Here is a 20,179-nt window from a genome sequence, read left to right as displayed (position 1 = left end):
CAATTCAGTCCTTCAGGCACAGCTTGCACGAGGCAAGCGCCGCCATGTTCAGGATGTCGTTCACCGTCGACGTGGTCGAACACAGCTGCACCGCATGGCTCGTCCCGGTCAGGATCGGGCCGATCACAGTGGCGCCCGCCATCTCCTGCATCAGCTTCACAGAGATCGACGCCGAATGGCGTGCCGGCACGACGAGGATATTGGCGGGGCCGGTCAGACGACAGAACGGGTAGTTCTTCATCTGATCCATGTTGAGCGCCACATCGACGGTCATCTCGCCATCATACTCGAAATCCGCCCCGCGTGCGTCGAGCACCTTCGGCGCGACATGCATCTTCGTGGCCCGTTCCGAGACCGGATAGCCGAAAGTCGAGAAGGAACAGAAAGCCACGCGCGGCTCAAGGCCCAGACCGCGGGCGACATGCGCGCCCGCCGTCGCGATATCGGCCAGATCGTTCTCGTCGGGCCATTCATGCACCAGCGTATCGCCGATCAGCACCACGCGACCCTTGTTCAACAGGGCAGTGATCCCGACCGCCCCATCCGAGGGCTTCGCGTCGATGACCTTGTTGATCAGTTCCAGAACATGCGCCGATTTTCGGGTCGCGCCCGTGACCAACGCATCGCCATGCCCATGCACCAGCATCAGCGCCGCGAAGACATGCCGGTCGCGCGTCGCCAGCTTATGCGCATCCTCGCGATCCACACCCTGTCGCTGCAGACGCTCATACAGGAAGTCCTTGTAGGTCTCGGTATTCTTGGAATTGGCCGCATTCACCACGCGCAGCTCGCGATAGGCATCGCCCAAGCCAGCCGCTTCAAGCTTTTCCTTCACATCCTGCTCGCGGCCCACGACCAGCGCCTCGCCCATGCCGGAGCGCTGATAGGCCACGGCGGCGCGCAGCACGCGCTCGTCATCGCCCTCTGCAAAGATCATCTTCGCCTGCGCCTGACGCGCACGGCTCTGGATGCCCTGCAGGATCGACGCGGTCGGGTCCATCCGGGCTTTCAGACTTTGCGCATAGCCCTCCATGTCGATGATCGGACGGCGCGCAACGCCGGTATCCATCCCGGCTTTTGCGACCGCCGGCGGGATCACGTGGATCAGCCGCGGATCGAAGGGCGTCGGAATGATGTAATCGCGCCCGAAGCTGAGCTTGCGCCCATAGGCCATCGCGACCTCGTCGGGCACATCCTCGCGCGCCAGTTCCGCCAAGGCGTTGGCGCAGGCGATCTTCATCTCGTCATTGATCGCGCGGGCGTGGATGTCGAGCGCACCGCGGAACAGGTAGGGGAAGCCGAGAACGTTGTTCACCTGGTTCGGATAGTCCGACCGCCCCGTCGCCACGATCGCATCGGGGCGCACCGATTGCGCCTCTTCCGGCGTGATCTCCGGATCTGGGTTCGCCATCGCGAAGATCACCGGATTGTCGGCCATTGACTGCACCATCTCGGGCGTCACCGCACCCTTGGCCGAGACGCCAAGGAACACATCCGCGCCTTCCATCGCCTCTTCGAGCGAGCGCGCCTCGGTCACCGCGGCATGGGCCGATTTCCACTGGTTCATGCCCTCGGTACGACCTTGATAGATCACACCCTTGGTGTCGCACATGATGCAATTGTCGTGCTTCGCGCCCATCGCCTTCACGAGCTCCAGACAGGCGATGCCCGCAGCGCCCGCGCCGTTCAGCACGATCTTGCAGTCCTCGATCTTCTTGCCCGACAGCTCCAGCGCGTTGATCAGCCCCGCCGCACAGATCACCGCCGTGCCGTGCTGATCGTCGTGGAACACCGGGATGTCCATCAGCTCCTTGAGCCGCTGCTCGATGATGAAACATTCCGGCGCCTTGATATCCTCGAGGTTGATCCCCCCGAAAGTCGGCCCCATCAGCTTCACCGCGTTGATGATCTCGTCGGCATCCTCGGTATCGAGCTCGATATCGATCGCGTTCACATCGGCGAACCGCTTGAAGAGGACCGCCTTTCCCTCCATCACCGGTTTCGAGGCCAGCGCCCCGAGATTGCCGAGCCCTAGAATGGCCGAGCCGTTCGAGATCACGGCGACCATGTTCCCCTTCACGGTGTAATCGTAGGCCAGCTCCGGGTTCTCGGCGATCGCCTCCACCGGAACCGCGACGCCGGGGCTGTAGGCCAGCGAAAGGTCGCGCTGCGATGTCATCGGCTTCGACGCCGTGATGTCGTATTTCCCCGGATGCGGGTCGAGGTGATAGGCCAACGCCTCTTCGGGCGTGATACGGTTCTTGCTGGGCATTGGGACGGTGCTCCTCCTGCAGGTCCGAACCCGTTTAACGTCCCGTGATCCGTCACTCAACGGAATTGCGCCCGAATCCGGGGTTTTGTAGGGTCGCGCGACCAGCAAATGGGGGGCACATGGCCAAGCCGACCGTCACACCGATGATGGAACAGTATCTGGGGATCAAGGAGGCCAATCCGGGCGCGCTCCTGTTCTATCGGATGGGTGATTTCTACGAGATGTTCTTTCAGGACGCGGTGGATGCCGCATCCGCGCTCGATATCGCGCTGACCAAGCGCGGTCAGCACATGGGCGAGGACATCGCGATGTGCGGCGTTCCCGTGCACGCGGCCGAGGGCTATTTGCTCACGCTGATCCGAAAAGGCTTCCGTGTGGCGATTGCCGAGCAGATGGAGGACCCGGCCGAGGCGAAGAAGCGCGGCTCGAAATCCGTCGTGAAACGCGATGTGGTGCGGTTGGTCACGCCCGGCACGCTGACCGAGGAAAGCCTGCTGGAGGCGCGTCGCCACAACTTCCTCGCCGCTTGGGCGGAAGTTCGCGACGAGGCCGCGATTGCCTGGGTCGATATCTCCACCGGCGAGTTCCGCGTGACGCCCTGCCCGTTGTCGCGGCTGGGCCCCGAGCTTGCCCGGCTTGCGCCTCGTGAAGTGCTGGTCAGCGAGGCCAAAGAAGCCGATTGCGCCGAAATAGTCTCTGATATGCGAGCCGCGATGACGCCGCTTTCTCGCGCAAGCTTCGACAGTCAGGCCGCCGAGACGCGGCTTCTGTCGCTCTATTCGATCGGCTCTCTCGATGCGTTCGGCAGCTTCACCCGCGCCGAGATGGCCGCGATGGGCGCCATCGTCGACTACCTCGAGATCACGCAGAAAGGGAAACTGCCCCTGCTGCGACGTCCCGTGCATGAAGACAGCGGCGCAGCGATGCAGATCGACGCCGCCACGCGGCGTAATCTGGAATTGACGCAAGCTCTGTCGGGCGGACGCGAGGGCTCGCTCCTCAACGCCATCGACCGCACGGTGACGGCAGGTGGCGCGCGGCTTCTGGAGCGCCGGATCTCCGCCCCGTCCCGGAACCTGACCGAGATCCACGCGCGGCACGATTCTGTCCGTTTTCTGCTGGAACAGGGTCGATTTGCCGAAGATATCCGCGCCGATCTGAAGCGTTGCCCCGATATGGATCGCGCGCTGTCTCGCCTCGCCCTCGACCGCGGTGGCCCGCGCGACATGGCCGCGATCCGCAACGGGTTGGAGCAGGCCGAGCGGATCGCCGAAGCCGTGGCCGCCGTCGAGGCCCCGCCGCTTCTCGCCGAGGCTGCGAAAGCCCTCACGGGCCACGACGATCTCACCGCCCTTCTGGATGCGGCGCTCATCGCGGAGCCGCCGCTTCTCGCGCGCGATGGCGGCTTCATCGCGACGGGCTACGACGAAGATCTCGACCAGACGCGCCAACTGCGCGACGAAGGCCGCGGCGTGATCGCCAAGATGCAGGCGGAATATATCGAGGCCACCGGAATAAATTCGCTGAAGATCAAGCACAACAACGTGCTGGGCTATTTCATCGAAACCACGGCCACCCATGCCGAGAGGATGCTCGCCCCGCCGCTGTCGGAACGCTTCATCCACCGTCAGACCACCGCGAACCAGGTGCGTTTCACGACCGTCGAGCTCAGCGAGATCGAAACCCGGATTCTCAATGCCGGAAACCATGCGCTTGAGATCGAAAAAAGGCTCTATTCCAGCCTAAGACAGGCCATTCTCGACCGCGCGGGCCCGATCAACGAGGCCTCGCGCGCGCTTGCCGAAATCGACCTCGCCAGCGCTTTCGCGACGCTGGCCCGCAACGAAGACTGGGCAGAACCCACCGTCGACGACAGCCACGCGTTCGAGATCGAAGGCGGGCGGCATCCGGTGGTCGAAGCTTCGCTGAAGAAATCCGGCGAGCCTTTCATCGCGAATGACTGCGAACTGACCGAGGGCGCGACCCCCGCGATCTGGCTGCTCACCGGTCCGAACATGGCCGGTAAATCGACCTTCCTGCGCCAGAACGCCCTGATCGCGCTTCTGGCCCAGGCGGGCAGCTTCGTTCCGGCGAAATCCGCCCATATCGGCCTTGTGTCTCAGCTCTTCAGCCGTGTCGGTGCGGCGGACGATCTGGCGCGGGGCCGGTCGACCTTCATGGTCGAGATGGTCGAAACTGCCGCGATCCTCAATCAGGCCGACGACCGCGCTCTGGTGATCCTCGACGAGATCGGCCGCGGCACCGCGACCTATGACGGGCTCTCGATCGCTTGGGCGGTCATGGAACATCTTCACGCGTCAAACCGCTGCCGGGCCCTCTTCGCGACCCATTACCACGAGATGACCGCGCTGTCGGCCAAGCTGGACGGCGTCGAGAATGCGACCGTCGCGGTGAAGGAGTGGGAAGGCGAGGTGATCTTCCTGCACGAAGTTCGCAAAGGCGCCGCCGACCGCTCCTACGGGGTTCAGGTCGCGCGCCTCGCCGGGCTTCCGCATTCCGTCGTGGAACGCGCCCGGATCGTGCTCGATGCGCTGGAGAAGGGCGAACGCGAAGGTGGCGGCAAGAAACAGGCGGTGATCGACGATCTGCCGCTGTTTTCAGTGTCTAACACACCGCAACCGGCCGCCGTGCCAGCAGGTCCGTCAGAATTGGAAGAGCGGCTGAAAGCCCTCATTCCAGACGACATGACACCGAAAGACGCGCTCGACGCCCTTTACGAGCTTCGCGCGCTTCTCACGGAGTGATCTTCGTTTTGGGGAAAATATCCCGGGGGTCTGGGGGCAGCGCCCCCAGCCTGTCCGATCAGGATTTCGGAGTGGAGCTGACGCCCACTTTCGCCGGCCGCAGAAGCCGGTCGTGGATCATGAAGCCGTTCTCCATGACCTGAATGATGTCGCCGGCCTTGGTGCCGGGCGCGGGCGCTTCGAACATCGCCTCATGCATCTGCGGGTCGAATTTCTCGCCGACCTCGGGCGCCACCGTGGTGATGCCGTGACGGGCGAACACGTTGAGCAATTCGCGCTGGGTCAGTTCGACCCCTTCGAGGAACGGCCCGGCCTGCGAACGCACGTCCTCATTCGCGGCTTCGAGCGCACGCGAGAGCGCGTCGAACACGGGCAGCATGTCGCGCGCCAGACGCGTCCCACCGTAATTCGAGGCTTCCTGACGCTCTTTGTCGGCACGTTTGCGCGCATTCTCGGCATCTGCCAGCGCGCGCATGAATCGGTCGCGATAATCGTCGCGCTCCGCACGCAATGCCTCGAGCTCGTCTTCCTCATGGGACAGCACATCCTCGAAGCTCTCGTCGATATGCGCCTGATCCTCGGCAATCTCGTCTTTTTTCTCGCTCATGCCATTCATCCTTTGCCCTGGCCGGAGATCATCCGCCCGACCAGTTGCGCTGTGTAGTCCACGATCGGCACGATGCGCCCGTAGTTGAGCCGGGTCGGCCCAATCACGCCCACCGCACCAATGATCTTTCGGTCAGCGTTCATATATGGAGAGACGACCAAAGAGGAACCCGAAAGAGAGAAAAGTTTGTTCTCTGAGCCAATAAAAATACGTACGCCTTCGCCATCCTCGGCCAGATCGAGGAATTCGGCGATGTCACGTTTCCGTTCGAGATCGTCGAAGAGCGAGCGGATCCGGTCGAGGTCGTCTTCGGAGCCCAAAAGATTGGCACGACCGCGCACGATCAGCCGCTCGTAGCGCTCGCCTTTATTTTCCCAGGCTGCCAGTCCGCTGTCGATCAGTTCGGTCGCGAGCGAATCGATTTCGGTGCGGTGATTTGCGATTTCGCGGGCGATGTGACCGCGCAGTTCCGACAGGGTCTTCCCCTCCGCCATTGCGTTTAGGAAATTCGCGGCTTCGCGCATCGAAGACGGCGTCTGGCCCAGCGGTGGCGTGAAGACGCGGTTTTCCACCTGACCGTCCGCGAAGACGAGCACCACGAGCGCCCTGTCGGGCGAGAGCGAGACGAATTCGATATGCCGGATCGGGGCTTCGTGTTTTGGCGTCAGAACGAGGCTCGCGCCCTGTGTCATCCCCGAAAGCGCGCTCGAAACCCGATCCAACAAAGACCCTACATCGCCTGAATTCGCCCCCATCGTGGCATCCAGCGCAGCGCGGTCCTCTTCGCCGAGATGGTTCACCTCCATCACCCCATCGACGAACAGCCGCAGCCCCGTTTGGGTCGGAACGCGTCCGGCAGAGACATGGGGGCTGTCCAGAAGCCCGAGATATTCGAGGTCCTGCATCACGTTGCGGATCGTCGCCGCGGAGAGCTTCTCGTTCATCTCTCGGGTCAGGCTCCGCGAGCCCACGGGACCGCCGGTCGTAAGATAGCCTTCAACCACCCGGCGAAACACTTCGCGGGAGCGGTCGTTCAGTTCGGAAAGAATATCGTTCTGGTCACTCATCGCGCTTCATCCCTGCTGACTTAAAGCCGCGCGAAGCCGAAGGTCAATCACGGCACGGGGGTTGCATCGCTGCGCATGGGCGATCAAATGGGGTGAATTCATTAGAAAGGACCCCACGATGCGCCCATCCGGCAGAGAGTTAAGTGAACTTCGCCCGATTTCAATCGAGACCGGGGTTACGAAACACGCCGAAGGGTCTTGCCTGATCAAAATGGGCGACACCCATGTGCTGTGCACCGCCACGATCGAAGACCGCGCGCCGTCTTTCCTCAAAGGCTCCGGCCTTGGCTGGGTGACGGCAGAATACGGCATGCTGCCGCGCGCGACCAACACGCGTAACCGTCGCGAGGCCGCTGCGGGCAAGCAAGGCGGAAGAACCGTTGAAATTCAACGGCTTATTGGTCGCGCCCTGCGCGCTGGCGTCGATCGTTCGGCGCTTGGTGAGCGTCAGATCGTCGTCGATTGCGATGTGATCCAAGCCGATGGCGGCACACGCTGCGCCTCGATCACCGGCGGTTGGGTCGCGCTGCGTCTCGCCACGAACAAGCTGCTGAAATCGGGCGCCTGCACTTCCGATCCGCTGCTCGATCATGTCGCAGCCCTGTCCTGCGGGATTTACGCGGGCCAGCCGGTCGCCGATCTCGACTATGCCGAGGATAGCGAAGCGGGCACTGACGGGAATTTCATCATGACCGGGCGCGGCAAGTTGATCGAAGTGCAGATGTCGGCCGAAGGCGCGACATTCTCGCGCGAACAGATGGATCGGCTTCTCGATCTGGCCGAGGAAGGCGCGGCGAAGCTTGTCGAAATGCAGAAAGCCGCGATCGAATGAGGAGCTTCACCGAAAAGAAGCTGCTGGTTGCGACCCATAACGCCGGAAAGCTCGAGGAGATCAAAGCGATCCTCGCGCCTTTCGGCGTCGAGGTCGTCGGCGCGAAGGAGATGAACCTCCCCGAGCCGGAAGAGACCGAGAGCACTTTCGTCGGCAATGCGCGGATCAAGGCCCATGCCGCGGCGAAAGCGACCAGCCTGCCCGCCTTGGCGGACGATTCCGGCATCGAAGTCGATTGTCTCGACGGAGCGCCGGGCGTTTACACGGCCGATTGGGCGACCACGCCGAACGGGCGCGACTTCACCATGGCGATGGAAAAAACCTGGAAAGCCTGCGACGAGATCGAAGCGGAGGTGCCGCGGACCGCGCGCTTCCGCTCTACCCTGGTTCTCGCCTGGCCCGACGGGCATGACGAGGTGTTCGACGGCCGTGTCGAAGGTCAGCTGGTTTGGCCGATGCGCGGCGCTCTCGGGCATGGGTATGACCCGATGTTCCAGCCCGATGGCTATGATCAGACCTTCGCGGAGATGGATGCCGCGCAAAAGAACGAGATTTCGCACCGTGCGGATGCTTTCCGCAAGTTCGTGACGATTTTCGACGCGCAATGACCGAGGATTGGCGGCACGGAGGGTTCGGCCTCTACCTTCACTGGCCGTTTTGTGCCGCCAAATGCCCCTATTGCGACTTCAATTCCCATGTCGCGATCGCCATCGACCAGAAGCGATGGCTCTCTGCCTATCTCAGCGAACTCGACCGCTATGCGGCGCAGACGGAAGGCCGGATTCTGAACACGGTTTTCTTCGGCGGCGGAACACCCTCGCTGATGGATCCCGAGATCGTCGCCGCAATCATCGAACGCGTCCGCAGAAACTGGCAAACCAGCAACGATTTCGAGATTACCCTCGAAGCGAACCCCACAAGTGTCGAATCCGGGCGGTTTAGAGCCTTTTCCGAGGCTGGCGTGAACCGCGTCTCGATGGGGATGCAGGCGCTGAACGACGAAGATCTCCGTCGTTTGGGTCGGATGCACTCGGTCGCGGAAGGCCAGAAAGCCTTCGACATCGCGCGCAAGCAGTTCGAGCGTGTGAGCTTCGATCTGATCTACGCGCGCCAGCACCAGACGATCGAAGATTGGAAAGCAGAGCTGGACGAGGCGCTGAAAATGGCGGTCGACCATCTATCGCTCTATCAGCTGACCATCGAACCCGGCACGGTATTCGGCGCGCGACACGACGCGGGCAAGCTGCGCGGCATTCCGGACGACGATATCTCCGCCGAAATGTATTTCGCGACGCAGGAAATCTGCGAGAAGCACGGCCTGCCCGCCTACGAGATCTCGAACCACGCGCGCCCGGGCGCCGAGAGCCGCCACAACCTGATTTATTGGCGTTATGGCGACTATATCGGTATCGGCCCAGGCGCACATGGACGCCTGACCGAAAACAGTGTCCGCCACGCCACCGATACGCTCAAACAGCCCGGCGCCTGGCTTGCGCAGGTGGAAAAAACCGGTGCTGGAGTGAACGAACGCGCCGCCCTGCCCCGCGAAGAGCAGGCAATCGAATATCTTCTCTTCGCGCTGCGCCTGTCCGAAGGGCTCGAGATGGAACGGTTCAACACGATCTCGCGTTCACCGCTCGATGAGGCGACGATGCGCCATCTTGAGGATATCGGCATGGTTGAGAGAGAGAACGGCTTTCTGCGCGCGACGGATCGAGGCCGCCCGGTCTTGAACGCCATCATTCGCGATCTCATCCCCTGATGCGCATCCTCTGGCTCACGCTTGGCATCATCTCGGCCGGGATCGGGATCATCGGGCTATTTCTGCCGCTCGTCCCGACCGTTCCGCTGATGCTTCTGGCGACGTTTTGCTTCGCGCGATCCTCTGATCGTCTGCACAACTGGATCATCACCCATCCGCGCTTCGGACCGCAGATCATTGACTGGCAAGAACGCCGCGCTATCGCGAAACGCGCAAAAATCGCGGCAACAGTGTCTGTTTTCGCGGCTTTCGGCCTGTCTTTGGCCTTCCGGTTACCGTTAGAAATCCTGGCGATTCAGGGGATCACCCTGCTCGGCGTCCTGATTTTCATCTGGACGCGCCCGAATAGCTGATCAGCCGTTGCTGAGCATCTGGCAAAGCTTGTCGAGCTCCTCCAGATCGTCGTAAGCAATCGTAATCTTGCCGCCGCCGCTGCTGGTATGATCGATCGCGACCTTCATCCCGATCGTCGCGGACAGATCGCCCTCGAGCGCCCGCGTGTCAGCGTCTTTCTGGGGCTTCGGACGCGCTTTGCGCTCCTCCCCGCCCTGCTGCTTCTTCGCAAGTTTCTCGACATCGCGCACCGAAAGCGTCTTCGCAACGGCCTGTTTCGCCAGGCTGACCGGATCTTCGGCGGTGATCATCGCCCGCGCATGACCGGCAGACAACTTCCCCTCGCGCAGATAAACCTGCACTTCTTCGGGCAGTTGCAGCAGACGCATCAGATTCGCGATGTGGCTACGGCTTTTCGACAGCGCCTCGGCCAGTTTTTCCTGCGTATGCCCGAAGCGGCTCATCAACTGCTTATACGCAAGCGCCTCTTCGAGCGCATTGAGGTCGGCGCGCTGAATATTCTCGATGATCGCGACTTCCAGAACTTCCGTGTCATTGAATTCGCGAATGATGACCGGAAGCTGGTGCAGCTTGGCCATCTGCGACGCGCGCCACCGGCGTTCACCGGCCACAATCTCGTAATGATCGGGCTTCGTCGGATGTTTGCGCACGATAAGCGGCTGAATCACACCCTTCTCGCGGATCGAAGACGCCAGTTCTTCCAAAGCGGCCGGCTCGAAATCGCGACGCGGCTGATCGGGGTTCGGCTCGATCTTCTCGACCGGGACATATTGCTCTGGGCGACGCGGAGACGTCGTCGTCTCGGCCGGATTCAAATCAACATCCGCCATCAAAGCCGACAAACCACGCCCCAATCCACGCTTTTCGCGTTCCTTAGCCATTCTCACACCGCCTTTGCCAGTTCATGCCGCGACATCAATTCGCTGGCGAGATTCCGATAGGCCAATGCCCCGCGCGAGCTGCTATCGTAGCTGAGCACCGGCATGGCGTAGGACGGCGCCTCGGAGACCCGCACATTTCTCGGGATCATCGTTCGGAACACCAGCTCGCCCAAAGTCGCACGCGCATCCGCCTCCACCTGCTGCGAGAGATTGTTCCGCACGTCATACATCGTGAGAACGACTCCTTCGATTCGCAGGTTACGATTCGCGCTCAGGCGGATCTCCCGGATCGTCAGCATCAGCTGCGAAAGCCCTTCGAGCGCGAAGAATTCCGCCTGAAGCGGCACCAGGACCGAATGCGACGCAACCATCGCGTTGATCGTCAGAAGACTCAACGACGGCGGGCAATCGATCAAGATATAGTCGAAGCCATAGCTATCAACATCTGGATGTCGTAGTGCGTCATGCAGAAGGAAGCTGCGCTTTTCGGTCGAGACAAGCTCCATATCCGCCGAAGACAGGTCCGTCGTCGCCGGGCAGAGGTAAAGACCGTCGATTTCGGTCTTGTGCAAAACCGAAGAAACCGGCGCGTCTTCGATCAGCAGATCGTAGGTCGTCAGCTCGCGATCATCGGGCTCGATACCCAAGCCCGTCGACGCATTCCCCTGCGGATCGAGATCGATCAAAAGAACCTTACGCCCGGCTTCCACCAGCCCTGCAGCGAGGTTGATCGCCGTCGTCGTCTTCCCCACGCCGCCTTTTTGGTTCGCAATCGCAATGATTTTCGGTTCATTTGCGCGAATTGGATCAGACACGCTCGGCTCCGTGGATTTTCAGGACAACACTGTTTGGATCGCTGAGGCTTTCGATCGCCTCGTAGTCAAAGGACCAGCTTTCCTGCGCCTGCGCAAGTTCTTCCTGCCAGCGCGCGCCTTTCGGGAAGATAGCGATGCCGGAGGGTTTCAGATGCCGCGCAGTGAATTCCAGCAATTTCGGCAGATTTGCGAGGGCTCGGGCCGAGACGACATCGGCCTTCAGCGGCGCAATCTCTTCGATTCGTTGCGCAAGAACGCGGATATTGAGCGACAGCTCCCGAGTCACCGTCGAAAGAAAGGCCGATTTTCGCAGATCCGACTCGACCAGAATGATCTGGCGTTCTGGCGCCTTTTCCGCCGACAGAATCGCAATCACCAAACCCGGAAAGCCGCCCCCTGCCCCGAAATCCGCCCAAATCCGCGCATTTTCTGGTGCCATCGCGAATATCTGGGCCGAATCAAGGAAGTGGCGCGACCACATATCCTCCAACGTCGACTTCGCGACGAGGTTAATCGCTGGATTCCACTTCTTGAGCAGCGCCTCATAGGCAAACAGCTTATCGAATGTTTCACGTGAAACATCGAATCGCGCGGCGAAATCCTCAGCCTCAGGCGCCGTCATGCCGAGCGTGCCCGCTTTGATTGCCGAAGGCGCGCCAAGATCAAAGTCAGCGCCGCCGGAGTCACGCCGTCGACACGCCCCGCCTGCCCCAAAGTTTTCGGCATCGCGCGCTTAAGCTTGCCCTTCAGCTCGTTCGAGAGCCCCTGCAGGGAATCGAAATCGAAATCTTCGGGAATTTCCCAGCCCTCATCGCGCTTAAGAGAAGCCGCGTCGACCTCCTGACGCGCAACGTAATTCGCATAGAGCGCATCGATCGACAGCTGCCGCGCCGTCTCATCGGAGAGATCCTGCAATTCCGGCAGCGCCTCTTGCAGCGCGGGCATCGTGATATCGGGGAAAGACAAAAGATCGAAAGCAGTTCGCCGCGTCCCGTCCTCGTTCACCTTAAAGCCCTTCACCTTGGCTTCCTTGGGCGTCAGCGAGATCGACTGCAGCAACTCCCGACCTGCCGTCAGATCGGCGGATTTCTCTTCAAACAGAACCCGGCGCGCCTCGCCAACGCAGCCGATCTCGATCCCCATCCCCGTCAGGCGCTGGTCGGCATTATCGGCCCGCAGAGACAGACGGAACTCGGCCCGCGAGGTAAACATGCGGTAAGGCTCCGTTACCCCGCGCGACGTCAGATCGTCGATCATCACACCGATATAGCTCGACGTTCGGCTGAAATGCACCGGCGCGCCCGCCTTCGCAGAGGATGCCGCATTCAAACCAGCGACGAGACCCTGAGCTGCGGCCTCCTCATATCCTGTGGTCCCGTTGATCTGACCCGCAAGATATAGGCCAGGGACGGCACGCAACTGCAGCGTCGCGTCCAGCGCACGCGGATCGACATAGTCATATTCGATCGCGTAACCGGGCTGCAGGATCTTCGCCTCTTCCAACCCGAAAATCGAATGGACGTAATCTTCCTGAACATCCACCGGCAGCGAGGTGGAAATCCCGTTCGGATAGACCATGTCGTCGTCCAGGCCTTCTGGCTCAAGGAAAATCTGATGCGAGTCCTTATCCGCGAAGCGCACGACCTTGTCTTCGATCGACGGGCAATAGCGGGGCCCCACCCCCGAAATATGACCGCCATACATCGCGGAGCGGTCAAGGTTGCCCCGGATGATGTCATGCGTTCGCGCGTTCGTGTGGGTAATCCCGCAGGAAATCTGCCGGACCTCGGGGCTCCGATTCAGGAAGGAAAACATCACCGGATCATCATCACCGGGCTGACTCTCCAGTTTGTCCCAGGCAATCGTCTTCCCATCCAGCCGCGGCGGCGTGCCCGTTTTCAGGCGCCCCATCGGCAACTCCATCGCGTAAAGCCGTTCTGCCAACGCCCGCGAAGGCCGATCCCCGATGCGGCCACCCGGACGCTGCTGGTCCCCGATATGGATCACGCCATTCAGGAAAGTCCCAGACGTCAGGATCGCCGACTGACAGCTCAGCGTCACACCGTCGGCCAGCACCACGCCGGTGACCCGCCCGCCTTCGACGCGCAGATCGGTCACCTCCCCCTCGATCACCTCGAGGTTCGGCTGCGCCGCGGTCATACGCTGGGCGGCCTCGCGGTAGATTTTACGATCCGCTTGAGCGCGCGGGCCTTGCACGGCGGGGCCTTTACGTCGGTTAAGAAGGCGGAACTGGATACCGGCCGCGTCGGCAAGACGGCTCATCACACCGTCCAGCGCGTCGATCTCACGGACCAGATGGCCTTTACCAAGCCCACCGATCGCCGGATTGCACGACATCACCCCGATCGCATCGGCGCGAAGCGTAACCAAAGCCACCTGCGCACCCATCCGGGCCGCCGCGTGAGCCGCCTCGGTTCCGGCGTGCCCGCCTCCGATCACGATGACGTCGTAATGTTTCACGTGAAACACTCCTTACTTTCCGATGCAGAAGCTCGAGAAAATTTCGTCCAACAGGTTCTCGACATCCACCCGACCGAGTAACGCTTCGAGCGCCCAAGCCGCCTGGCGCAGTGATTCCGCTGCCAGCTCGCTTCGGTCGGACCCGCGCAATACCTCATCTCGCGCCGATTCCAAAGCCCCGAATGCGCACTGCATCGCAACCCTGTGCCGTTCGCGCGTCATTACGCCGGCGCCTTCGCCAAGTCCGGACAGACGTTCTTCGATCGCAGCGAGCAGTTCGCCAAGCCCCTCACCCGTTTTGCCGGAGACGTTCAGCCCATCATGCGCAACGATATCGGCTTTGCCATGCACCACAAGATCGCCCGGCTCCGGCGCGATCAGCGGGACTTCCTCGCCGTCGAGCAGGAAAACACGCAGATCGGATTGACGCGCGCGGTCGAGCGCCCGTTCTACCCCGATCGCTTCCACGACATCGTCGGTTTCGCGAAGCCCGGCGGTATCGAGCAAGGTCACCGCCTGCCCGCCAATCTCCATCCGCACCTCGATGACGTCGCGCGTCGTGCCTGCGAATTCGGAGGTGATCGCCGCTTCGCGCCCCGCCAGCGCGTTAAGCAAGGTTGATTTCCCGGCATTCGGCCGCCCGACAATCGCGACCTCGAACCCCTCGCGAATACGCTCCGCCGCACCAAGACGTCGTAATTCATCGCGAATTCCGGCGCTGACCGCGTCGATCAGCTCCAGTACCTCGGGCGAAACATCTACCGGAACTTCCTCATCCGCGAAATCGATCGTGGCTTCGATCAACGCCCCTGCCCGGATCAGCTTTGCGCGCCAATCCTCGACCAGAGCCCCAACTGCGCCTGACAAAACCTTCAATGCCTGCTTACGCTGCGCCTCGGTTTCCGCCTCGATCAGATCGGAGAGCCCTTCGACCTGCGCCAGATCGAGCCGTTCGTTTTCCAACGCCCGCCGGGTGAATTCACCAGGTTCTGCAAGCCGCAACCCGTCGATCTGCCCAAGGGCGCGCAACACGGCGGAAACCGTCGCAATCGCGCCGTGGATATGCAGTTCCGCGACCTCTTCGCCGGTGAAGCTGGCGCCGCGCTCGAAACACAATACCACGGCCTCGTCGAGTTCCTCACCCGCGAGCCGCAACCGCCGCAGCCCTGCGACGCGCGGCTCCGGCAGGGTCCCTGCCAAGTTCCGCGCCGCCTGCCACGCCAGCGGTCCTGAAATACGAATGACGGCCACGCCCGCTTTTCCGCGGGCCGTGGCCAGAGCATAGATCGTGTCCATAGCAATCCTCTTCCCTGCGGAAGATAGGACGGCCTCAGCCGTTCATCGAGTCGAAGAATTCCGAGTTCGTCTTGGTCTGCTTGAGCTTCGAAATCAGGAACTCGATCGCATCAGTCGTACCCATCGGGTTCAGGATACGGCGCAGAAGGTAGGTTTTCTGCAGATCCTTCTGATCAACGAGCAGTTCCTCTTTCCGGGTACCGGATTTGAGGATGTCCATCGCCGGGAAGACGCGCTTGTCCGCGACCTTGCGGTCCAGCACGATTTCCGAGTTACCGGTGCCCTTGAATTCTTCGAAGATGACTTCGTCCATCCGCGAGCCGGTATCGATCAGCGCAGTCGCGATGATGGTCAGCGAGCCGCCCTCTTCGATGTTCCGTGCAGCCCCGAAGAAACGCTTCGGACGCTGCAGCGCGTTTGCGTCGACACCACCGGTCAGCACCTTGCCCGAGCTCGGAACGACGGTGTTGAAGGCGCGGCCCAGACGGGTGATCGAGTCCAGCAAAATAACCACATCGCGCTTATGCTCGACCAGACGTTTCGCCTTCTCGATCACCATATCGGAGACCGCGACGTGACGCGTTGCCGGTTCGTCGAAAGTCGAGGACACGACCTCCCCCTTCACCGAGCGCTGCATGTCGGTCACTTCTTCCGGGCGTTCGTCGATCAGCAGCACGATCAGGTAACATTCCGGATGGTTCTGCTCGATCGAGGTCGCGATGTTCTGCAGCAGCACCGTCTTACCGGTCCGCGGCGGCGCCACGATCAGCGAACGCTGACCCTTACCGATCGGCGCCACGAGGTCGATGATCCGGGCCGAGCGATCCTTGATCGTCGGATCCTCGATTTCCATCTTCAGACGCTCATCGGGGTAAAGCGGCGTGAGGTTGTCGAAAGCGACCTTGTGGCGCGCTTTCTCCGGCTCCTCGAAGTTGATCCGCTCAACCTTCGTCAGCGCGAAATACCGCTCGTTCTCGCCCGGGGCGCGGATCACGCCTTCGACGGTATCACCGGTCCGCAGGCTGTGCTGGCGGATCATGTCGGGCGAGACGTAGATATCGTCGGGACCCGGCAGATAGTTCGCCTCGGTCGAGCGCAGGAAGCCGAAGCCGTCCTGCAGCACTTCGAGCACGCCATCGCCGCCGATGACCCAGTCATCCTCGGCATGTTCCTTCAGGATCGAGAACATCATCTCGCCCTTGCGCATGGTCGAGGCGTTTTCGATCTCCCATTCTTCGGCCAGCGCCAGAAGTTCCTTCGGGCTCTTGGCTTTCAAATCGGAGAGATTGAGGCGTTCATCGCTCATCGGATCACCTGCAGCTGGCGCCTCACCGGAGCGGTGGGCGCGAAAATTCGACGTGTCTCAGAAAAACCGGTCGACCAGGACGGCCGTGGCTTGATCCCGCAGATAAGCGCAAAGCGTCGCTGAGTCAACGAAAGTCAGAATTTCACGATCACCGAGGCGACGATAACGATCATGAAGATCGTCGGGATCTCGTTCATCATCCGGTAGTAGCGCCCGCTGCGGTTCGCCCTGCCCTCTGCGAGCGCCTTGCGTTCCTTCGCGCACCACATGTGGAACCAGGTCATGCCGAGAACGGCTGCGGCTTTGGTCCACGGCCAGATGCTCGACCAATCGACGATCCCCGGCGTGAAGACGAGCATCAGGCCAAAGAGCCAGCTCGCGATCATCCCCGGGTTCATGATCGCCTTGAGAAGAAGCCGTTCCTGATGCCGGAAGAGAAGCTCCTGATCGCTATCGCGCTCCATGCCCGCCTTGTTCAGCCCCTCGACGTGGTAAACGTAAAGTCGGGGCAAATAGAACAGGGCTGCCATCCAGGTGATGATCGACATCACATGCAGTGCTTTGATCCACAAATACCAAGTGCTCAGGAAATCGGTCATCTCGCCTCCGGCTGACAGCTGCCATCATCTTCAAAAAAGATTCTTTAAAGAAAAAGATGATGATGATGTAGGGCCTGTTGATGATGTGGATTAACACTTTATCAAGACTTTCTCCACAGGCGGAAAACATCAGGCGAGCACTAATCTTTTACTCGGATCACGTTTCGTAAAATCTTGATATAGCGTGATTCTTTTTCAGAGAGTCACAACGTCACCTTGTGGATAACTCTTGGGAGAAAATTGTGAAACCGCCGGCATGTCCCCAACGGCGCGATTCCGAATTCCACAGGTGGACAAGTTTCGTAAATCTGCCATGAAACGTGCCGATCCGGTGGAGTAATCCGCCGATCCGCGTTATGCCCAATTCGACCCCGAGACTTCTGCGCCCGCTTATCCACAAGTTCATGAACATCCTCCTCGCCTCCGCCTCAGAAATCCGCGCGCAGCTTTTGCGCAACGCCGGCCTGTCCGTGACCGTGCAGCCCGCGCGTATCGATGAAGACATGATCCGCCGGAGTTTGGAGGCCGAAGAGGCGAAGCCGCGCGACGTGGCGGACCTCCTCGCCGAGATGAAGGCGGCGAAGCTCTCGGCGCGCCGTCCCGGGGAGTTGGTGATTGGCGCGGATCAGGTTCTCGAACTCAAAGGCGCGGTTTTGTCGAAGCCGGAGACGCCGGAAGATGCGAAATCACAGTTGCGCGCCCTCTCCGGCCAGACCCACAAACTTCTTTCCGCGATGGTCGCGATCCGGGATGGCGAGCCACTTTGGCGGCATGTCGGCGAAGTGCGACTCACGATGCACACGCTGTCGGAGCCGTTCATCGACGATTACGTCGCCCGCAACTGGGACAGCATCCGCTGGTCGGTCGGCAGCTACAAACTCGAGGAGGAAGGCGTGCGTCTTTTCTCCCGCGTCCAAGGCGATTATTTTGCCGTCCTGGGCCTTCCCCTGATCGAATTCCTGAACTGGCTTCACGCCCGAGGAGACTTCACGACATGACGGATCATCCGCGCATTCCCCTCGCTGGCGTCATCGGATCGCCGGTCGCGCATTCGCGTTCGCCGCTCCTGTTTCGGACCTGGCTTGCCGAATATGGGATCGACGGGTTCTACATTCCGATGGATGTCGCTCGAGATGATCTGGAAACCGTGCTGCGGAGCCTGCCCAAAGCGGGGTTTGTCGGCACCAATGTCACGATCCCACACAAAATCCGCGCGCTTGAGATCGCAGATGTCATTTCCGATCGCGCGGCACTGATCGGGGCCGCGAACACTTTGGTCTTCCGTCCAGACGGAAAGATTTACGCTGATAATACAGACGGTTACGGGTTTATCGCCAATCTTCGGCAGAATGCGCCGAACTGGGATCCCAAGTCCGGACCGGCCGCAGTTCTGGGCGCTGGCGGCGCTGCGCGGGCCATCGTCGCCTCGCTTCTTGAAAGTGGCGCGCCGGAAATCCGTATCTCAAACCGCACCCGGGCCCGCGCAGACGCGCTGCGTCAGGAATTCGGCGCGCGTCTTGTCGTTTACGATTGGGTGCAGGCGGGCAATATGCTCGAAGATGCCGCGACTGTCGTGAACACGACCTCGCTCGGCATGGTCGGCAAATCGGAATTCCGCGTTCCGCTCGATGCGTTGCGTCCCAGCGCGACCTGCTGCGATCTCGTCTACACACCTCTTAAGACGAAATTCCTCGCCGAGGCTGAAGATGTGGGATGCACCGTGGTCGACGGGCTCGGAATGCTTCTGCATCAAGCCGTCCCCGGGTTTGAGCGCTGGTTCGGCCAGCGCCCGGAAGTGACCGAAACAGTCCGCAACGCGGTGCTCGGGGCATGAGCAATCCTTTCTTGCTCGGGCTGACCGGCTCCATCGGGATGGGAAAATCCACGACGGCTGCGATGTTCGCCGAGGCGGGAATTCCCGTGTGGGATGCCGATCGGACGGTGCACGATCTCTACGCGAAGGGTGGTGCGGCCGTTGTGCCGATTGCCGCGGACTTCCCGTCTGCGGTCAAGGATGGCACGGTGGACCGGGCCGAGCTGAAAAAGCTGCTCTCCAAGAATAAAAAGGCTCTAACCCGCCTTGAATCGATCGTTCATCCGCTCACCACGGCCTCGCGAAGTGACTTCATCGCCGCGCATCCGGAGGCGGATCTGATCCTTCTCGATATTCCGCTTTTGTTTGAGACCGGGGCCGATGCTGCCTGCGATGCAACGCTCGTCGTCACCGCCCCGGCAGAGGTTCAGCGTGCGCGTGTTCTCGAGCGGTCCGGCATGACCGAGGCGCAGCTCGATTTCATTCTGTCGCGCCAGATGCCGGATGCGGAGAAACGACGTCGCGCAACCTTCGTCATCGAAACCCTCGATCTTGAGCAGACCCGCCAAGATGTGCGAAACCTGATTGCGAAGATCAGGGGTGAGCAAGATGCGTGAAATCGTTCTCGATACCGAAACCACAGGCTTCGAGCCGGGAGAAGGCGACCGGATCGTCGAGATCGGTGCGGTTGAGCTCTTCAACCACATGCCGACCGGTAAGACCTATCACCAGTACATTAACCCTGAGCGGTCGATGCCCCAGGAAGCTTTTCAGGTGCACGGGCTGGGCGATGAATTCCTGTCGGACAAACCCAAATTCGCCCAGATTGGCCTCGATTTTCTGAATTTCATCGGCACGGACTCGGTCCTCGTGATCCACAATGCCAAGTTCGACATGAAATTCCTGAATGCCGAGCTTGGCTGGGCCGGATTGCCGCTGATCCCGGATGATCGCGCGCTCGATACGCTGGCAATGGCGCGGCGGAGATTCCCGGGCTCGCCCGCGACGCTCGATGCACTGTGCCGCCGCTTCAGCATCGACAACTCATCGCGGACGCTGCATGGCGCGTTGCTCGATAGTGAAATTCTGGCCGAGGTTTATCTCGAGCTGATCGGTGGTCGGCAGCCGGGCTTCGGGCTGCAACCCGTTGAAACGGGACAGAAACGTCAGGCCGGAGCCAATCAAGACTGGCGTCCTAAGCCTCGCCCCGAGCCCCTGCCCCCGCGCTTGACTGCCGAGGAGGCCGAGGCGCATGCTGCTTTCGTAGCCCAGCTTGGCGAAGCCGCGATCTGGAACCGCTACGACTGAAAACGTCGAGTTTTCTGACAT

Annotated in this window: 19 protein-coding genes; 9 read left to right on the top strand and 10 right to left on the bottom strand. The window is 61.2% G+C overall.

Features of this window, described 5'->3' with window-relative positions; genetic code table 11:
- Positions 1-4: 4 nt before the first annotated feature.
- Positions 5-2,272 (bottom strand): NADP-dependent malic enzyme, encoded by a 2,268-nt coding sequence (locus tag BMI87_RS16300; protein WP_078522677.1) that lies wholly within the window; start codon positions 2,270-2,272, stop codon positions 5-7.
- Between the two features lie 119 nt (positions 2,273-2,391).
- On the opposite strand from BMI87_RS16300, the gene mutS reads away from it, so the two are divergent.
- On the top strand, positions 2,392-5,037 hold the full coding sequence (gene mutS, locus BMI87_RS16295; RefSeq protein WP_078522676.1) for a DNA mismatch repair protein MutS: 2,646 nt from the start codon (positions 2,392-2,394) through the stop codon (positions 5,035-5,037).
- Between the two features lie 58 nt (positions 5,038-5,095).
- On the opposite strand, the gene BMI87_RS16290 is transcribed toward mutS, so the two are convergent.
- A complete protein-coding gene (locus BMI87_RS16290) occupies positions 5,096-5,644 on the bottom strand; it encodes a nucleotide exchange factor GrpE (RefSeq protein ID WP_078522675.1) in 549 nt (182 codons plus the stop codon).
- Positions 5,645-5,649: 5 nt separating this feature from the next.
- A complete protein-coding gene (gene hrcA / locus BMI87_RS16285; RefSeq protein WP_078522674.1) occupies positions 5,650-6,711 on the bottom strand; it encodes a heat-inducible transcriptional repressor HrcA in 1,062 nt (353 codons plus the stop codon).
- 118 nt (positions 6,712-6,829) lie between these two features.
- Here hrcA and rph point away from each other — a divergent pair, with 118 nt between their 5' ends.
- From rph to BMI87_RS16265, 4 genes are read left to right on the top strand one after another with little or no spacing between them, the layout of a single operon-like run.
- The gene (gene rph / locus BMI87_RS16280) at positions 6,830-7,543 is read left to right on the top strand and encodes a ribonuclease PH (RefSeq protein ID WP_078522673.1); all 714 of its coding nucleotides are present in this window, start codon (positions 6,830-6,832) and stop codon (positions 7,541-7,543) included.
- Positions 7,540-8,151 carry an RdgB/HAM1 family non-canonical purine NTP pyrophosphatase gene (rdgB, locus tag BMI87_RS16275; protein ID WP_078522672.1) on the top strand — a complete coding sequence of 204 codons (612 nt, stop codon included), beginning with the start codon at positions 7,540-7,542 and terminating at the stop codon, positions 8,149-8,151. The genes rph and rdgB overlap by 4 nt, the downstream gene beginning before the upstream one ends.
- A complete protein-coding gene (gene hemW, locus BMI87_RS16270) occupies positions 8,148-9,305 on the top strand; it encodes a radical SAM family heme chaperone HemW (RefSeq protein ID WP_078522671.1) in 1,158 nt (385 codons plus the stop codon). Before rdgB ends, hemW begins: the two co-directional genes overlap by 4 nt.
- The gene (locus BMI87_RS16265; RefSeq protein WP_078522670.1) at positions 9,305-9,658 is read left to right on the top strand and encodes a YbaN family protein; all 354 of its coding nucleotides are present in this window, start codon (positions 9,305-9,307) and stop codon (positions 9,656-9,658) included. The genes hemW and BMI87_RS16265 overlap by 1 nt, the downstream gene beginning before the upstream one ends.
- On the opposite strand, the gene BMI87_RS16260 is transcribed toward BMI87_RS16265, so the two are convergent.
- From BMI87_RS16260 to BMI87_RS16230, 7 genes are all read right to left on the bottom strand, one after another.
- Positions 9,659-10,540, bottom strand: a complete 882-nt coding sequence (locus BMI87_RS16260) for a ParB/RepB/Spo0J family partition protein (protein WP_078522669.1) — start codon at positions 10,538-10,540, stop codon at positions 9,659-9,661. It lies immediately after the preceding gene.
- A gap of 2 nt (positions 10,541-10,542) precedes the next feature.
- Complete coding sequence (locus BMI87_RS16255; RefSeq protein ID WP_078522668.1) at positions 10,543-11,355, bottom strand: ParA family protein; 813 nt, start codon at positions 11,353-11,355, stop codon at positions 10,543-10,545.
- Complete coding sequence (gene rsmG / locus BMI87_RS16250) at positions 11,348-11,977, bottom strand: 16S rRNA (guanine(527)-N(7))-methyltransferase RsmG (protein WP_078522667.1); 630 nt, start codon at positions 11,975-11,977, stop codon at positions 11,348-11,350. Before rsmG ends, BMI87_RS16255 begins: the two co-directional genes overlap by 8 nt.
- Positions 11,974-13,836, bottom strand: coding sequence for a tRNA uridine-5-carboxymethylaminomethyl(34) synthesis enzyme MnmG (mnmG, locus tag BMI87_RS16245; protein WP_078522784.1), 1,863 nt, complete (start codon positions 13,834-13,836; stop codon positions 11,974-11,976). The genes rsmG and mnmG overlap by 4 nt, the downstream gene beginning before the upstream one ends.
- A 12-nt stretch (positions 13,837-13,848) precedes the next feature.
- Positions 13,849-15,132 (bottom strand): tRNA uridine-5-carboxymethylaminomethyl(34) synthesis GTPase MnmE, encoded by a 1,284-nt coding sequence (gene mnmE, locus BMI87_RS16240; RefSeq protein ID WP_078522666.1) that lies wholly within the window; start codon positions 15,130-15,132, stop codon positions 13,849-13,851.
- Between the two features lie 34 nt (positions 15,133-15,166).
- A complete protein-coding gene (gene rho, locus BMI87_RS16235; RefSeq protein ID WP_078522665.1) occupies positions 15,167-16,438 on the bottom strand; it encodes a transcription termination factor Rho in 1,272 nt (423 codons plus the stop codon).
- Between the two features lie 134 nt (positions 16,439-16,572).
- Positions 16,573-17,037, bottom strand: a complete 465-nt coding sequence (locus BMI87_RS16230; protein WP_078522664.1) for a CopD family protein — start codon at positions 17,035-17,037, stop codon at positions 16,573-16,575.
- Between the two features lie 356 nt (positions 17,038-17,393).
- Here BMI87_RS16230 and BMI87_RS16225 point away from each other — a divergent pair, with 356 nt between their 5' ends.
- Genes BMI87_RS16225 through dnaQ form a run of 4 tightly spaced genes read left to right on the top strand, consistent with a single transcriptional unit; the run spans position 17,394 to position 20,158 of the window.
- Complete coding sequence (locus tag BMI87_RS16225; protein ID WP_246832724.1) at positions 17,394-18,035, top strand: nucleoside triphosphate pyrophosphatase; 642 nt, start codon at positions 17,394-17,396, stop codon at positions 18,033-18,035.
- Positions 18,032-18,871 carry a shikimate dehydrogenase gene (locus BMI87_RS16220; protein WP_078522662.1) on the top strand — a complete coding sequence of 280 codons (840 nt, stop codon included), beginning with the start codon at positions 18,032-18,034 and terminating at the stop codon, positions 18,869-18,871. Before BMI87_RS16225 ends, BMI87_RS16220 begins: the two co-directional genes overlap by 4 nt.
- Entirely contained in the window at positions 18,868-19,467 is a 600-nt protein-coding gene (coaE, locus tag BMI87_RS16215; RefSeq protein ID WP_078522661.1) for a dephospho-CoA kinase, read from the top strand. The genes BMI87_RS16220 and coaE overlap by 4 nt, the downstream gene beginning before the upstream one ends.
- Positions 19,460-20,158 (top strand): DNA polymerase III subunit epsilon, encoded by a 699-nt coding sequence (gene dnaQ / locus BMI87_RS16210; RefSeq protein WP_078522660.1) that lies wholly within the window; start codon positions 19,460-19,462, stop codon positions 20,156-20,158. The genes coaE and dnaQ overlap by 8 nt, the downstream gene beginning before the upstream one ends.
- The last annotated feature ends 21 nt before the right edge of the window (positions 20,159-20,179 follow it).

The sequence above is a fragment of the Thioclava sp. F28-4 genome (assembly GCF_002020045.1).
GTDB classification, from domain to species: Bacteria; Pseudomonadota; Alphaproteobacteria; order Rhodobacterales; family Rhodobacteraceae; genus Thioclava; species Thioclava sediminum.
Note: the sequence above shows the minus strand (reverse complement) of the source record. Positions and strands in the feature narration are given on the sequence as shown.